The organism is Pandoraea morbifera, from assembly GCF_902459575.1.
Lineage (GTDB): Bacteria > Pseudomonadota > Gammaproteobacteria > Burkholderiales > Burkholderiaceae > Pandoraea > Pandoraea morbifera.
Genome location: NZ_CABPSD010000008.1, coordinates 233,772 through 249,669 on the forward strand (window position 1 = coordinate 233,772; position 15,898 = coordinate 249,669).

Annotated in this window: 10 protein-coding genes; 2 read left to right on the forward strand and 8 right to left on the reverse strand. The window is 64.8% G+C overall.

Annotation, left to right across the window (positions count from 1 at the left end):
* Positions 1–56 precede the first annotated feature (56 nt).
* Positions 57–2,342, forward strand: a complete 2,286-nt coding sequence (locus tag PMO31116_RS15195; protein ID WP_150567442.1) for a hypothetical protein — start codon at positions 57–59, stop codon at positions 2,340–2,342.
* A 125-nt stretch (positions 2,343–2,467) separates the two neighbouring features.
* On the opposite strand, the gene PMO31116_RS15200 is transcribed toward PMO31116_RS15195, so the two are convergent.
* The 8 genes from PMO31116_RS15200 to PMO31116_RS15235 all read right to left on the reverse strand — a co-directional run bounded on the left by PMO31116_RS15200 (position 2,468) and on the right by PMO31116_RS15235 (position 14,848).
* Positions 2,468–4,735 (reverse strand): autotransporter outer membrane beta-barrel domain-containing protein, encoded by a 2,268-nt coding sequence (locus PMO31116_RS15200; RefSeq protein ID WP_150567443.1) that lies wholly within the window; start codon positions 4,733–4,735, stop codon positions 2,468–2,470.
* A gap of 171 nt (positions 4,736–4,906) precedes the next feature.
* Positions 4,907–7,165, reverse strand: a complete 2,259-nt coding sequence (locus tag PMO31116_RS15205) for an autotransporter outer membrane beta-barrel domain-containing protein (RefSeq protein WP_150567444.1) — start codon at positions 7,163–7,165, stop codon at positions 4,907–4,909.
* Positions 7,166–7,554: 389 nt separating this feature from the next.
* Positions 7,555–9,192, reverse strand: a complete 1,638-nt coding sequence (locus PMO31116_RS15210; RefSeq protein WP_150567445.1) for a gamma-glutamyltransferase family protein — start codon at positions 9,190–9,192, stop codon at positions 7,555–7,557.
* A gap of 54 nt (positions 9,193–9,246) precedes the next feature.
* Positions 9,247–10,179 carry an ABC transporter permease gene (locus PMO31116_RS15215; protein ID WP_246185309.1) on the reverse strand — a complete coding sequence of 311 codons (933 nt, stop codon included), beginning with the start codon at positions 10,177–10,179 and terminating at the stop codon, positions 9,247–9,249.
* A 26-nt stretch (positions 10,180–10,205) separates the two neighbouring features.
* Positions 10,206–11,150 (reverse strand): ABC transporter permease, encoded by a 945-nt coding sequence (locus PMO31116_RS15220; RefSeq protein ID WP_150567446.1) that lies wholly within the window; start codon positions 11,148–11,150, stop codon positions 10,206–10,208.
* Between the two features lie 10 nt (positions 11,151–11,160).
* The gene (locus PMO31116_RS15225) at positions 11,161–12,660 is read right to left on the reverse strand and encodes an ABC transporter substrate-binding protein (RefSeq protein WP_150567447.1); all 1,500 of its coding nucleotides are present in this window, start codon (positions 12,658–12,660) and stop codon (positions 11,161–11,163) included.
* A gap of 53 nt (positions 12,661–12,713) precedes the next feature.
* A complete protein-coding gene (locus PMO31116_RS15230; protein WP_150567448.1) occupies positions 12,714–13,820 on the reverse strand; it encodes an ABC transporter ATP-binding protein in 1,107 nt (368 codons plus the stop codon).
* Positions 13,817–14,848, reverse strand: a complete 1,032-nt coding sequence (locus PMO31116_RS15235) for an ABC transporter ATP-binding protein (protein ID WP_150567449.1) — start codon at positions 14,846–14,848, stop codon at positions 13,817–13,819. The genes PMO31116_RS15230 and PMO31116_RS15235 overlap by 4 nt, the downstream gene beginning before the upstream one ends.
* Before the next feature lie 121 nt (positions 14,849–14,969).
* Between PMO31116_RS15235 and PMO31116_RS15240 the strand changes: the two genes are divergently transcribed.
* Positions 14,970–15,839 (forward strand): LysR substrate-binding domain-containing protein, encoded by an 870-nt coding sequence (locus PMO31116_RS15240; protein WP_150567450.1) that lies wholly within the window; start codon positions 14,970–14,972, stop codon positions 15,837–15,839.
* Positions 15,840–15,898 lie beyond the last annotated feature (59 nt).

Below are 15,898 nucleotides of genomic sequence, written 5' to 3' on the forward strand. Positions count from 1 at the left end.
GACATCCGCGGCGCCACACTCAGCGAACGTTTCCCCCCACCGCAAGGAGGTCCATCATGACCAGCAAGAGCATGACGCTGCTTCGTACCGATACGGCCCCGGCACGGCTGAGCACCACGGTTACCCGGCAAGAAGGCCAGAGCTTCGAGCCGAACGTGGCCGTCATCGACCCGACCATTCTGGCTGAGCGGCCGGCCGATTTCCCGCCGGAGGCGCCGCCGTACAACCTGGTCAAGGCCTCAGCCGTCGGTCCCGACATCAAGTTCGAAGCCGAATTTCTCCCCGACATGTACGTGGGCTGGGAATATCTGGTGCACTTGGACGGACAAACAGACGGCGCGGCCCGCAAAGTCACCCAGGAGGACCACGACAAGCGGTCGATTACCATCACGGTCCCGGGCGAGCAGGCCTCGCAGGAGGACGTTCACAATTTGCAGTACCAGGCGCGAAGCCCGCTCGAAGACCAATGGAGCTTTTTCAGCCCTCCATCGTTCTTCACCATCGATACAACGCGTCCCGGCGATCCGAAGCCCGGCGAGATGGAGTTCGACAAGGACATCGAGGACAACGGGCTGACCGACGCGAAACTGACGGAACTGGGTAACGTGCTTCCCGGCAGAATCCCCAGTTATGCGCAGCGACTGCATGGCGACAGGATCGTCGGCATCCTGCGCAAGGCCGACGGCACGGAAATCGGGCGCCTCACGCCTCACCAGATCCCCTATGGAGAAACCAACGATCCCCCCACGGTGCTCCAGTTCCCTCGCGCGCTGATCGAGCAGGCAGGCGATGGATTGATACGCTTCTCGTACGAAATCACTGACATGGCGGGCAACGTCAGTGTCGAATCGGAATTCAATGAGATCGACGTCTTCCTGAGACCCGGCATTGCCGACTTGCTGCCGCCGATGGTGCCGGCTTATGACGATGACGAACCGGCAGACGACAAGCTGATCGACGAGGCGGACGCGCGCGCGCCGGTGGAAGTGCAGATTCCCGGGCACGCGGAAATCGAGACCGGCGACGAGATTGCGGTGCTTTGGGGCGGGCGTGAGCAGGCGCGTGTCAGGTTCAACGGCGCCGACAGCACGCTGCCCGTCATCCTGACGATCCCGGTGTCGTATGGCGAAGTGCTCGCGGCGTGGGCCGACGCGCCTCCGAATGGCGACGGCTATGCCACGATCCCCGTGAGCTATATCGTCTACCGCGCCGGTCGGGAAGCCGGTCGTCCCCAGTCGCCACACCCCGTGGTCGTCAATCTGGATCAGGGCGGCGGGATCGACCCCGATCCGGAAACGCCGTGGAACGAGGCGCTCGGCCGGCCGGTGGTGCACCACTCGCAATGGAGTACCGGTGAGCGCGAGGACTACATTCCCGACGCCTCCATCGAAGAGGATCACACGTTCATCGTGCCGTGGTTCCAGCGCGACATTGACGGCAACATCACCGGCGAGGACGCCTTCCAGGCCGGCGACATCGTCTATGCCGTGTATGACGGCACAACGATCGAGCCGCGTTACACGGTGGGAGGCGACGACGTCAACAATAAGGTCGACCTTGTCCTCAGCCTTCCCTGGGCCGTGGTGAAAGCCGCGGGCAGTGGCGTCAAACACATAATGTATCTCGTCACCCGGTATCTCAATCCGGGGCAGCGCGAAAACACCGCTTCGTCCCCCACGGCCGATGTCGAAGTCGAGGACACCGGCGATGTTCCGGGCGGCGAGCACGGCCTGTTCCCGGCGTCGTTCCCGAACGGCAAGGTCATCTGGTCGAACGTCTCGCCGATCGGACACGAGCCCCTCAAGGTGCCCAAGTATGAAAACATGCGGCTCGGGGACATCATCCGCATCTACATCACGGCCGACTTCTACAACCCGGTTGACCAAACGTATGGCGAGCCGGTCACGCGGGCCTACTTCGGCGGGGATGACGGCGACAATCCGCATCCGGACTACCGGTTCGAGATTTCGATTGCCCAGGAGCAGATTGGGGAAGACGTCCGGTTCGGATGGCCGCGCGAGCTGATCGAGTGGGTCTACCCCTACGGGCAGTGCCGCATCGATTACACCGTGACACGCGCGGACGGCAGTCACAAGACGTCGGCGCCGACGGGCCAGGAAACGCCGATGGACACCAGCGCGAACTATCCCGGCCCCTACCCGTTCGGGGTGAAACACGCTCGCGTGACATTGTCCGAAACCCTTGCGCTCGCCAAGACGGCGCCGGGCGAACGTCAGTCGCTGCTCAACGCGTTTGCCCGTCAGTGGCTGTTCAGCGCTGCCCAGCGCCGCTCTTATCGGCTGCGCGAGAAGATGGCATTGGCCAGCGCGCTGAAGCGGTGATCGATGACGCTTGCTGTCCGGCATTGCATCGCCGGACGAGAAAACGCCTGACGGCCGAGGCCGTCAGGCGTCATGAATGCGGAAGGCCGGTGCCCGTTCGGCCTTCCATCTCCTCCTGAAGACGCTCAGAAGGTGTAGCGCACCCCGACGTTCACGCCCCACGGCTTGTCGAGACGCTTGCCGATCGAGTAGCTGGCGTCGGCATAGGCCTGAAGACGCTTCGTCATCTGCGCAGCAAGTCCGGCACCGACTTCGAAGCGCGTGCCGGAGATGTCATTGTCCAGGGCGATATCGTTGATGGTGACCGAATTTGCGCCGGCGAACTCATGCGTCACCGCCAGCTTCACGTACGGCTGGAACGTGCCCTTCGACGTCTCGAACGTCTTGCCCACATTCACACCCACCGAACCCAACAGCGACATGGTGCGGTTCGAACGCGCGTGCATGCCGTTGTCCAGCGTGAAATCGGTGCCGCTCGCCCACATGCCGGCCACCTGCGCGAACGGTTCGACGAACCAGCGGTTCTGCCACTCGATCGTGCGGCCCAGTTCCGCGGACAGGCCCACGCCGTGGCTGACGAAATTCGCCTTGCTTTGTACGCCGTCGCTCATGCGAACGTCGAGCTCGTTGCCGAAACGGTTGTACTTCAATACGCCGTCAAAGTAGTAGCCGTTCTTGCCAAGCCACGTGGCATACGCCCCCGCCGTATGGCTCTCGATGGTGCCGCGCGACCCCGAGTTGAAATCGAGCCGGCTCGTGCTGGTGCCGAGCATGCCGCCTACGAGCCAGTGACCATGGTCGCCGCGCATGACCACCGCGTCGCCGCCGGCAATCACTCCCCACTGGTCCTGCGCGTACCCGCGGCCCATCGACGGGCTCGCGTTGAAACGCGAGCCGAACGTGCGCGCCCACGCGCCACCACTCTCGCCGCCCCCCATGCGGACCTCGCCGAGACGCGAGCGCAGCGCGCTGTGCTCGCCGAGCCAGACCGTGGGCAGCGCGTTGTGAATGCCGAGCACCGTGTCGGCGCCCGAGGAGATCTCCTCGTTGCGCTCGAGATACCACGACTGTTCGCCTCCCGCTTCGCCGCCTTGCTTGAGCGAGTAGGTGTACACCCCGGCGTCGACCTTGTCGCCCACCAGCGAGAACGTGGCATCGCCGCCCGCCTGCTCGACCAACAGTTGCGTGTCAACGCCGCCTTCCTTGCCGGAGCTGCTCACATGCAGCTTGTGCGCGCCCGTGGCATCGGTCACGTTCAAGCGGTCCGATTCCCCGATGGCCAGATCGGCCTGCATGCCGAACGTGCCGTTGCCGGAGAGCTCGTCCACGTTCAGCGTATGCCATGCGCCTTGCGATGCCGTGCCGTGAATGTCGATCGTGCCGCCGTTGTCCATGGCGACCTTCGCCACATGGTTGTCGCCGCTGAGCGACCACTTGGCATTCGAATCGACGCTCAGCGAATCGACGTTGATGAGCGATCCGGTGATCGACGCGTGATTCTGCAGCGTCAGTTGCATGTTCGCTTCGTCGCTGCCCACGACATTGCCCGTCAGTTGGGAGTTGTCGACGGTGATGTTCGAATCGAGATCGCCGAAGCCCTCGATCAAATTGCCGTTGGACCCGGTGACCGTCGTGCCGTTGGCGATGACCACCGTCGCCAGCGCGTCCTCCGGTTGGCCGATGCTGGGTCCCATGGGCTGGCGTTGGATCCGAATGCCCGCGCCGTCGGTGCCGACCACGTTCGTACCGTCGAGCACGGCACTCATTCGGGGTTCCGTATCGGCCTGACTGGTGGACACCCACAAGCCGTTGGCGCCGGTCAGCGATCCCCCGGTGACGACCAGATCGCCGCCGAAATTGACCACGCCCGCATTGAAGCCGGCCGCCAGACCGCTGCCGGCCGTCACATGAGTATTGTGAAGCGCCAACTGCGCGCCGCCGTTCATGTTGACGCCGAAGGCATACCCGTGAATCGTGCTGTCGCTCACGGTTGCCGAGGATGGGCCGGTGCTGATGGAATCCCGGCCCATGGAAAGGCCCGTGCCCAGCGCGCTCGAGAGCACGGAGTTCGAAATCGTGGCCTGCGCTTGCATCAACTGCACGGCGCTCGAGTCGCTCGTCGATACGATGGTGGCGCCGTCGGCCACCAGTTGGGAGTGGGACTGGATGGACACCGCGTTGGTCGCCACCCCCGGGTTGAGGATCAGTTGGCCGCCGCGGCGCACCGTCCAACGTTCGTCCGGATCCCCCGGCGCGTCGACGATCGCCACATCGTTATCGACCAGGGCGGCCTGAGCCGGCGCTACCAGGCAGGCGAGAAGAAGGGCCACACCGCGCGCGATGTGGCGCGGCGAATGCGGGGCGGCAACCTGCCGCAGGGATGTCGTACGCATGACGGTCGTTTTCTGAAGAATGGGAAACGACCGCAAGCGTAGGACACGCCCTCACGAAAAATCGATATTTACACTGAAAAACACTAATATTCACTGAAATTCATCAATATTCCACCAATTCTCATGCATTTTGACGCTTATGCGTCTCCCCCCTGATTCCGCCCCCGTCATTCAGAACGTATAACGCAGCCCCAATTGCACACCCCAGGGCTGGTCGAGCCGGTGCCCGACACTTGACTCCACCTCGGAGTAGATCTGGAGGTTCTTCCTCACCTGACCGGCTACCCCGGCACCGAACTCGAAGCGCGTGCCTGACAGATCGTTGTTGAAGGTGATGCCGTTGACCGCGATTTGATTGCTTTTGACGAACTCCTGCACCAGCGCGACCTTCAGGTAGGGCTGGATGATACCTCCGCCGGCCAGCGCGACGGTCTTGCCGAAGGCCGCGCCCACGCGCGCCTGCACCGACCCCGTATGTGAAGTGCTCGACTGCATGCCGTTGGTCAGGGTGAAGTCGTCGCCTCCCACGCGCAGCAACGCGAGGTGCACGTAAGGCTCGACAAACCACCCATTGGCGAAGGTCAAATGCCGTCCGAACTCGGCCGTCATGCCGATACTGTTCTCCCCGAAGCTGCCGTGCGCGCCCGTGCCGTCGTCCATGATCACGTTGGCATCGTTGGAGAAGTGGTTGTATCGAAGCACCGTCTCGAAGTAGTAGCCCTGTGCGCCGAGCCAGGTGCCGTAAAGGCCCGCCGTGTAGCTGTTCACACCGCCGGTCGATCCGCCGTCGAGTTTCAATGTGCCATGCCCGGTGCCGAGCAATGCGCCAACGAGCCATGTGCCGCCCCAGGCGTGCCCCACGACGCCGTCGATGCCGCCCATCACACCGTATTGCGTGAGCCGATAGTCCACGCCTGAGACCGGTGTGCCGTGAAACCGCTTTCCGTAGGTGCGGACCCACACGCCGCTGTTGCCCTGGTCCGCGATGCGGATGTCGCCGAGCCGGCTGCGCAAGATCGCCTGCTCGGCGCCCCAGACGACAGGGGCGACGCCGGACAGTCCGATCACGGTTTGCGCGCCCGGCGTGAGATCCGGCCCTCCCGGGTCGCCGGGGTCGTGCGGATCCGTCGCGAGTACCCAATTGTTGCCGTCCTGTCGCAGGTCGTACCGGTAGACGCCCGCATCGACCGCCCCCCCCACGAGCGAGAAGGCGGCGCCGCCCCCGCCTGTGGTCACCACGGTCAGCGGGGTGAGGTCGCTGGGCTCTGCGCCAGAGTTGGCGATGTGCAGCTGATAGCTGCCCGTCGCATTGCCTGTCACGGCAAGCAAATCGCCGGAATGCGTGGCGATGTTGGTGTTCATCCTGAAGTCGCCGCTGCCGGACAGCGCGCCGACCGTGAGGGTGTGGAACGTTCCGGTGCCCGCAGCCGTGCCCGAAATATCGATGGTGCCGCCGTTCATCGTGACCGTGGGCACGGTGTTGTTGCCTGCCATCGCCCACCGCGCCCCGGAATTCACTGCCAGCGACGTGAGATTGACCAGATTGCCTGTGATCGACGCGTTGTTCCGCAGGGTCAGGTTGACGATCGCGGTGCCGTCGCCCGTGACGTTCCCGGTGAGCTGCGAGTTGTCGACGGTCACGGCAGACGTGATCTCGCCCGAGGCCTTGATCAGGTTGCCGTCGCTGCCGGAAATGGTCGTGCCACCGCCGATATCGAGCGTGGCGGTACGGTTCGCGGTCTGCCCCAACTGCGGCTGGATCACAATGCCGGACCCGCCGGTGCCGACGATGTTGACGCCGTTGAGCGTGGTGCTCGACGTCGAACCGCCGACACCCGTACTGACCCAGAAGCCGTTCAGTCCCGTGCTCGATCCGCCGTTCATCACGACGGTCGAATCGAAATTGATCACGCCGGCATTGAAGCCCGCCACCAGCCCCGACCCCGCGCTCACGGCGGTGTTGTTGAGTGTGAGCACGCCCAGCGAACTGACCTGCGCACCGAACGCGAATCCGGAAATGGTGCTGTTGGAGACGGTGGCGACCGGTGGCGTCGTGTCACCGCCCTGCGCGCCCAGCGACAGACCGCTGCCGCCGGTACTGCTGATGCTGGAATTCGTGATGGTAGCGGTCGAATTGAGTAGCCGCACGCCCGGATTGGTCGACGTCGATGTGGCGACCGTCGCACCGTTGAGGATGACGTTCGCCTCAGTCGTTGCCGAGATGAAATTGGTCGCCGCTCCGGGCTCGACCGTCAGAATGCCCCGATTGAGTACCGACCAGTCTTCGTTCGGATCGCCCGGCGCGGCCACGGTCGCCGTCGTATTGTCGACGACGCCCGCGTGCGCTTGCGCCGCAAGGCATGCGGCCAGCACGGCAACCGCGCCGGCGACCTGGTGACGCGAGGGCGTCCATGGCATTGGCGTTTTCATACGGTTTCTCCTGAGCGAACGATGCAAAAACCGAGCGATACGACAAGGCCGGAGACATGGCGCGTGGCCACGTTGACCGGATCGATCCCCCCGAACAGCAACGTCGTCCCGATGCCGAAGGACGCCTCCGCCTGCCCCGCTGCAACACGAAAAAACTCGTGCAATTAACGGGTTGCGGAACTTTTATTACGTAACGTTATGCGCACCGGAGACGCACTACACCTGTCAACGTTGACAGGTGCGGCCCGGGCGAATCCATGGAAGAGTCGAGGCGCCGCCGTCGCAGCGAGTGCGGCGGCGGGCAGTGGGGATCATCTGAGCGGTGCGGACTGCCGGGGAACCTGGCGTGATGCGCCCGGCAATGCGATGTGGCGGCCCGTGCGCCCTGATCAGTAACCGGCAGCCAGGCCGTCGCGACGGGTGTCGCTCGCGGCCACGTAGCCGCGCTCCGGATCATTGCGATCCAGACGCCAGATGTACTGGCCCGAGCCGAAGTCCATGTAGGGGTCGTCGATGGACTTGAGCTTGTGGCCCAGCGCCACGAGCCCCGCCACGGTCTCGCGATCCATGGTCGACTCGATGTCGACCGTGAAGTCGCGATTGACCTTCCAGCGCGGGGCATCGCACGCCGCCTGAGGATTCTGGCCGTAATCCAGCATGCGCACGACCGATTGCAGGTGACCCTGCGGCTGCATGTCACCCCCCATCACCCCGAAGCTCATCACCGCTTCATGCCTGCCGTCGACCTTCTGCGTAAGGAATGCCGGAATGATCGTGTGGAATGGCCGCTTGCCGCCCTCGACCACGTTGACCGACTTCGGGTCCATCGAGAACCCGCAACCACGGTTTTGCAGCGCGATGCCCAGATCGGGCACCACGACGCCCGAGCCGAAGCCCATGTAGTTCGACTGGATGAAGCTCACCATCATGCCGTGCTCGTCGGCCGCCGTCAGGTAGATCGTGCCGCCCGACCTCGGCATGCCGAAGTCGAAGTGCGTGGCCTTGTCGGGGTCGATGAGCCGCGCGCGCTCGGTCAGGTATGCATCGTCGAGCATCTGCTCCGGCGTGACTTCCATCGAACGCGGGTCGGCCACGTACTTGTAGAGATCGGCGAACGCCAGCTTCATCGCCTCGATTTGCAAATGCTGGGAATGCACGCGATCGACGGCGAGACTCGACACGTCGAACTTGTCGAGGATGCCCAGTGCGATCAGTGCCGCGATGCCCTGCCCGTTCGGCGGGATTTCGTGCACGGTGTAGCCGCGATAATCCTTCTCGATGGGCTTGACCCAGTCCGCGCGGTAGTTGCGCAGGTCGTCGGTCGTCATGGCGCCGCCGTGCTCGGCCGACCAGGCGGCGATGCGCTCGGCGATCTGGCCTTCGTAATACGCACGGGGGCCGTCCTTCGCCAGCATGCGCAGCGTGCGCGCATGGCCCGGCATGCGAATCATCTCGCTGGTGGTGGGCGCGCGGCCGTTGGGCATGAACGTCTGCGCGTAGCCCGGCTGGTCCTTGAGCTCAGGCACCGCCGCCGCCCACTTGCGCGCGACGATGTGCGCGAGCGCATGGCCTCGCTCGGCGATCTCGATGGCCGGCGCCATCAGGTCGCCGAACGGCAGCTTGCCAAACTTCGCATGCAGCGCTTCCCATCCCGCGATCACGCCCGGCACCGTGACGGTGTCGAGACCGCGCACCGGTTGCTTCGCGATGCCGTGTTGCTCGCCGTACTTCTTGCGGAAGTAGTCGACGTTCCAGGCCGCGGGCGCCACGCCCGACGCGTTCAGGCCGTGAACCTGCTTGCCGTCCCACACCAGCGCGAAGCAATCGCCGCCCAGGCCGTTGGAGACCGGCTCCACGATGGTCATGCACGCCGCGGCCGCGATCGCGGCATCGACTGCGTTGCCGCCCTGCCACAGGATGCGCAGGCCGGCCTGCGCCGCAAGCGGGTGCGACGTCGACACGATATTGCGGGCGAACACCGGCATGCGCGGCGTCGGGTACGGGTTTTGCCAATTGAATTGCGTCATGGGACTGACTCTCGACCTCTGTCTCGAATGGTTGGAATTAGGGTGCCGAATGCATCACGACTGCTCGCGCGGATCCAGTGCGTCGCGCAGCCCGTCACCCAGGAGGTTGAAACCGAGTACCGCCAGGAAGATGGCGATACCGGGGAAAATCGACATCCAGGGCGCCTGTTCGACGAAGTCCTTGGCCGTGTTGAGCATGGAACCCCACGACGGCAGCGGCGGCAGTTGCCCCAGCCCGAGAAACGACAGGCTCGCTTCGGCGATGATCGCCGTGGCGACGGTCAGACTCGCCTGCACGATGATCGGCGGCAGCACGTTGGGCAGGATGTAGCGCACGATGATGCGCGCATCCGTGAGCCCGATCGCACGCGCGCCCTCGACGTACTCCTCGGCCTTGACGCTCAGCGCCTGTGCCCGCGCCAGGCGCACGAAACGCGGCATGGCCGAGACGCCGATGGCGATCATGGCGTTCGTGAGGCTCGCCCCGAGAAATGCCGCCATCGCAATGGCAAGAATCAGGAAAGGGATCGACAGCAGGGCGTCCGCCAGGCGCGAGATGATGGCATCGACCCAGCGCCCGAAGTAGCCCGCCAGCAAGCCCAGCGGCACGCCCACGATCACCGCGATGCCGACCGACACCACGCCGGCGGCGAGCGACGCCCGCGCGCCGAAGATCATGCGCGCCAGCACGTCGCGCCCCAGTTCGTCGGTGCCGAACCAGTGAAGCGCGCTCGGCGCCTGACGCACCGTCATGAAACTCGTGGCGATCGGATCGTACGGCGAGAGCCAGGGCGCGAACAGCGCCACGAAAACGGCAAACGCCACGATGAGTGCACCTGCCACCGCCGCACGGTTGCGTGCGAACTTGTGCAGCCCGCGGTAGCGCCGCCGCGGCAGTCGCTCGGATGCGGCGGCTGCCGGTGCGCGCGCCGCATCGGGAGTCGGCGAGGCCTGTGAGGAGGATGAGGTCGTGGGCAATGCGGCCATGTTCGGTGGGCGTTCGTTCGGTAGTCTCAGGCGCGACGCAGGCGCGGGTTGAGCAGGACATAGAGCACGTCGGCGAGCAAGTTCAGCACGATGAAGCTCACGGCGGTGACCAGCACCACGCCCTGCACCACCGCATAGTCGCGGTTGAACACGGCGTCGACCACCAGTTTGCCGAAGCCCGGAATCGTGAACACCTGCTCCGTGAGCACCGCTCCCGCCAGCAATTCGCCGAAGAGCAGCGCCAGCACCGTGACGATCGGAATCAGTGCGTTGCGCAACGCATGCTTGAGCACCACGGTGCCGCGCAGCAAACCCTTGGCACGTGCCGTGCGGATATAGTCGGTGCGCAGGACGCCAAGCATGGCGCTGCGGGTATGGCGCATGAGTTGCGCACCGAGCGCGGCGCCGAGCACGAACGCCGGCATCACCATTGTCTTGAGGCTCATCCAGAGATCCTCGCCCGGCGGCACGTAGCCCGACGACGGCAACAACTGCCAGCGCACCGAGACGAGGAAAATCAGCAGGATGCCAAGCCAGAAGTTCGGAATGGACATGCCCGAGAGCGCCAGCACGTTCGCGCCATAGTCGACGGCGCTGCCGCGATTGGCCGCCGAAAGAATGCCCAGCGGAATGCCGATGCCAATGGCGATCACCAGACCGAACAGCGCCAGTTGCAGCGTGACCGGCAACTTCTGCGCAATGAGCGTCGTCACCGGCTCGCCGGTGCGCAGCGAGTTGCCGAGGTCGCCACGCATGACGTCGCGCATCCACAATGCATACTGGGTGGGCAACGGCTTGTCGAGGTGATACTTCTCGCGCAGCGCGGCAATGACCTGCGGGTTCTGGTCCTCGCCGGCCATCGCGAGCACGGGATCGCCGGGCAGCATCTTCTGCAGCCCGAAGATCATCATCGAGACGATGATCAGCGTGGGAATGGCCACCAGCGCACGATGAACGACGAGGCGCAGCATGACGGCTCCCTTACTTCAGGCTCACGCCGCGCAGGCGAATCAGCCCGTCGGGGTAAGGCACGAAGCCCTGCACCTTCTTGCTGAGCACGTACGGCCACGGTTGCACGTACAGATACAGAATCGGATCTTCATCGGACAGAATCTTGTTGGCCGCGTCATAGATGGGCTTGCGCTCTGCCACGGTCGATTTCACGCGCCCCTCGTTGAGCAACCTGTCGACCTCGGCATTGCAGTACTGACCGTAGTTCAGGTTGCCCTTGCAGGTCACGAACTGGTGCAGGTTGCCGTCCGGGTCGACACGGCCCGACCAGCCGTTGTAGAGCACGTCGAAGTCGCCGCGATGCGCCGCATCGAGCGCCGCCGCATAGTCCATCGGGCGCAACTTGAGCTGGATGCCGGCCTCGGCCAGCATGGCCTGCAGCATCTGCGCCATCTGATTGGCGACCGTGTTGTTGCCGAAACTCAGCGTCACGTCGACTTTCTCGAAGCCGGCCGACTTGAGCAGCGCCTTCGCCTTCGCCACGTCGCGTTTGGTCGTCTTGATGGAGGTGTCGTAGTACTGGCCCGAGCGCGGCAACGCCTGATTCGCGGGCGTGAAGATGCCGCCGCCGATCACCTGGTTGATCGCGTCGCGATCGATGGCGAGGTCGAACGCCTGACGCACACGCTTGTCGCGCAACGCCTTGGGGGCGTTGGCCGCCACGTTGAACGTCAATCCGTAGTAGCCCAGACCGTCGATGGACACGAAGTTCAGGTTTGCGTCACGCTTGACCGATTTGACGTCTGACGGCGCAAGACGCTCGAGCATGTCGAGCGAGCCGGAGCGCACGTTGGCCAGCCGCACGGTCGTATCGGGAATCGGCAGGTAGATGACCTTCTGGATGGGATACTTGTCCGCCTCCCAGAACCCGGCGAATTTTTCCAGGACCACACGATCATTCTGCACGCGCTGCACGAACTTGTAGGGCCCGGAACAGACCGGGTGCGATTGCACGGCCGCGTCGTCGGCGAGCGTCTTGGGCGCGAGCATCATGCCCGCGCGATCGGACAGCGTGGCGAGCAACGCGGAATCGGGCGCTTTGAGCACGATGTTGACCGTGTGGTCGTCCACCGCGTCGACACGATCGATCGACGACAGCTCGCTCTTCCGATTGCTGGCCGGCAAGCTGCGCGCGCGATCGAGGTTCGCTTTGACGGCCTTGGCGTCGAACGGCTCGCCGTCGTGGAATTTCACACCCTGACGCAATTTGAAGGTCCACGTCTTGCCGTCGGCGCTCACGCTCCACGAGGTGGCAAGCATCGGCACGAACTTCAGATCCGTGCCGATGTCGACCAGCGAACTGCACAACGACCGCAGCACCATGCGGTCGACGACCTGCGAACTGCGCGCCGGATCGAGCGAACCGATGTCTTCCTGCAGGCCGATGCGAAGCGTCGACTGAGCCATCGCCGAAGCGGTGCCGGTCGCGAGAAGCGCCGCCAGCGCCATATCGAGCAGAACATTGCGCATGCGTAAGACCCCTTTGTCAGTAACGGTGTTGTTGATGTGTGGAAAAGCCATGCTCATGCCGGAACCGGCGTGCCCGGCCGGTTCCCCGCATCGATCTGCGCCTGGCGCGCCCGGTACAGCGCGAGACGCACGCCCAGCTTGTCGCTCGGCGCCACTGCGCGGGCCGGGCTCGCACCCGCGTTCTGAATCTCGCGCCAGAAATGGCAGGCGACCTGTCGTCCGTCGGGCAGCACTTCGTCGATCGGACGCTGTTCGCGGCACGCCGCGCGCGCATGCGGACAGCGCGGATGAAAGCGACAACCCGGCGGCGGTGCGGTCGGACTCGGCAGCTCACCGCCCAACGGCGCGCGCTCGCGTCGCATCTGCGGACGGCTGGCCGGGATCGCCTGCAACAGGGCCTGCGTGTAGGGGTGCAGCGGGTTGTCGAACAGCGCGTCGGCGCTGGCCAGCTCGACGATTTCCCCAAGGTACATCACGGCGACACGGTCGCTCATGTGACGAATCACCGCGAGATCGTGCGCAACCATGATCAGCGTCAGGCCGAAGTCGTGCTTCAACCGCTCCAGCAAGTTGATGACCTGCGCCTGTACGGAGACGTCGAGGGCCGAGACTGGCTCGTCGCCGACGATCACGCGCGGCTCACCGGCCAGGGCGCGGGCGATGCCGATGCGCTGGCGCTGGCCTCCCGAGAATTCGTGAGGGTAGCGCTGTGCGTAGTCAGGCTGCAGGCCGACGGTGCGCAACAGGTCGGCCACGCGCTCGTCGCGCGCGCGGCCACGTGCCAGACCGTGCAGCGCGATGGGCTCGCCGATCAGCCCCCCCACGGTCATGCTCGGATTGAGCGACGCGAACGGGTCCTGAAAGATGATCTGCAATTCGCGCCGCAGCCGGCGCATCGCGCCCGCATCCAGCGTCATGAGGTCCTCGCCCTGGTAGCGCACTTCACCGCGTGTGGCGTCGAGCAGGCGAAGCAGCAATCGCCCGAGCGTGGATTTGCCGCATCCCGACTCACCGACGATGGCGAAGGTCTCGCCCGCCTGAACGCTGAATGACACGCCATTCACGGCATACACCGTGGGCGCGCGGGAAAAGCCGACGCGGTGACCGCCGAAGTGCCGGGTCAGGTCGCGCGCTTCGAGCAATGCGGGAGACGCGTTCATGCAACAACCTCTTCCATCGGGGTGGACGGGGGGGTGAGCGCTTCGACGGGCGCGAGCCAGCACGCCACCCGATGCGAACCCGACAGCGTCCGCTCGACGGGGGCCTCGCGCATGCAACGCGCTTCGGCAAACGGGCAGCGCGGCGCGAAACGGCAGCCTGCCGGCATACGCTCGGGGGGCGGCACCGCCCCGCGAATCGTCGCCAGGGTGCCTTCCCGCTTGCCAATGGACGGAATCGCCCCCATCAACCCAATCGTGTAAGGATGCTGCGGGTCGTCGAAAATCTCGTCGACCGTGCCGTACTCGACGATGCGCCCGGCGTACATGACAGCGACGTCGTCGGCCACTTCCGCGACCACGCCCAGGTCGTGCGTGATCAGCACGACGGCAGTCCCGGTTTCGCGCTGCAATGTCTGGATGAGCGTCAGCACCTGCGCCTGAATGGTCACGTCGAGCGCGGTGGTCGGCTCGTCGGCGATGAGCAGCGCCGGACGGTTGGCGAGCGCCATGGCGATCATCACGCGCTGACGCATGCCGCCGGAAAGTTCGTGCGGATAGTTATCGAGCCGTGTCTCAGGCGCGGGAATTCGCACCCGCTTGAGCATTTCGAGCGCCTCGGCGCGTGCGGCACGCCTGTCCAGCCCGCGATGACGGCGAATTCCCTCTTCGATCTGATGACCGATGGTGAACGCCGGATTGAGCGAGGTCATCGGCTCCTGAAAGATCATCGCGAGACGATTGCCGCGCAGATCGGCAAAGTCGCGCTCGCGCAACGCGAGCAGATCCTGACCCTCGAACATGGCGCGGCCCCCCACCAGGTTCGCCGGCGGGCTGGGCAACAGCCCCATGAGCGCGAGCGACGTCACGCTCTTGCCGCACCCCGATTCGCCGACGATACACAGCGTCTTGCCGGGATGCACGGCGAACGAAACACCGTCGATCAAATTGGGCGCGTCGGGCGCCTGGCTGAATTTCAGCGACAGTCCGGCGACTTCGAGCACCGGTCCGGCGTTGGCGGGTATGGTCATGGGCGCGGGAAAGAGTTGGCGATCCGGTCATGAGGAATGTGCATGACACGATTATGTCTCCCGCGCAGCCACAGGAAATATTAATATTTCTTTTTAACGCATAAGTTTTTTTTAAGTCCCGATGCTCACGTTGCGCATGTTGAAAACCTTCCGGCTGGTCGCGCAGACCGGCTCGTTTGCCGCGGCCGCCGAGCGCGCCGCGCTCACGCAGGCGGCCGTGAGCCTGCAGATGCGCGGCCTCGAGGACGCCGTCGGCCAGCGCCTGTTCGACCGGCGCGGCCGCCAGATCACGCTGACCCGGCAAGGGCGCGAGTTGTTTCCACGTGTCGAACAGATTCTCGCGCTTACAGCCGACCTGACCGCCACGCCCATCGACGCCATGCAGGGACCGGTGACCATCGGTGCGGTGGTCTCGGTCATCGGTGCGCTGTCGCTGGTGGTCGCCGAGCTGAAAACGGCGCACCCGCAACTCGACGTACGGCTCACCTCGGCTCGCTCGGATGAACTGACGGATCTGGTGGAACAGGGCGAAGTGGATATTGCGGCCGTGGTCGCGCGAGCCGACGACGCGCGCGCCGAAGGTCTCGTGTGGACGCCCCTCTATACCGAGCCGATGGCGATGGTGGTCAATCGCGACGTCGTGCAGACCGATCCGCAGCACATTCTCGACACGCACGCCTTTCTGCGCTTCGACCGGCGCGTGCGCACCGGCATGGTGGTCGAGCAGGCGCTGCGCTCGGCGAAGCTCACTGTCATGGAGTACCTGGAGCTCAACTCCATCGAAACGATCGTCGCGTTAGTGCGCAAGAACGTTGGCGTATCGGTTCTGCCGCTGTTGCATCGCGGCGACTGGCAATCCGATCCGCTGCTGCGCATCGTGCCGATCGCCGACCCGCCATTGCTGCGCACCGTGGGCATGATTCACCGCGAACACGACGCGCGCACCCACAACATCACCACCGCAATCGTTCGGATGCTGCACGACGTCTAGCCCGAGATGCGACAACGGCGCGAACGATGTCGCGCCGTTGGCAAGGGAACAACGTCGCG

Bases quoted from the DNA above. Each gene is read 5' to 3' on its own strand.
- PMO31116_RS15195 (WP_150567442.1), top strand. From the start codon at position 57: ATGACCAGCAAGAGCATGACGCTGCTTCGTACCGATACGGCCCCGGCA.
- PMO31116_RS15200 (WP_150567443.1), bottom strand. From the start codon at position 4,735: ATGCGTACGACATCCCTGCGGCAGGTTGCCGCCCCGCATTCGCCGCGC.
- PMO31116_RS15205 (WP_150567444.1), bottom strand. From the start codon at position 7,165: ATGAAAACGCCAATGCCATGGACGCCCTCGCGTCACCAGGTCGCCGGC.
- PMO31116_RS15210 (WP_150567445.1), bottom strand. From the start codon at position 9,192: ATGACGCAATTCAATTGGCAAAACCCGTACCCGACGCCGCGCATGCCG.
- PMO31116_RS15215 (WP_246185309.1), bottom strand. From the start codon at position 10,179: ATGGCCGCATTGCCCACGACCTCATCCTCCTCACAGGCCTCGCCGACT.
- PMO31116_RS15220 (WP_150567446.1), bottom strand. From the start codon at position 11,150: ATGCTGCGCCTCGTCGTTCATCGTGCGCTGGTGGCCATTCCCACGCTG.
- PMO31116_RS15225 (WP_150567447.1), bottom strand. From the start codon at position 12,660: ATGCGCAATGTTCTGCTCGATATGGCGCTGGCGGCGCTTCTCGCGACC.
- PMO31116_RS15230 (WP_150567448.1), bottom strand. From the start codon at position 13,820: ATGAACGCGTCTCCCGCATTGCTCGAAGCGCGCGACCTGACCCGGCAC.
- PMO31116_RS15235 (WP_150567449.1), bottom strand. From the start codon at position 14,848: ATGACCATACCCGCCAACGCCGGACCGGTGCTCGAAGTCGCCGGACTG.
- PMO31116_RS15240 (WP_150567450.1), top strand. From the start codon at position 14,970: ATGCTCACGTTGCGCATGTTGAAAACCTTCCGGCTGGTCGCGCAGACC.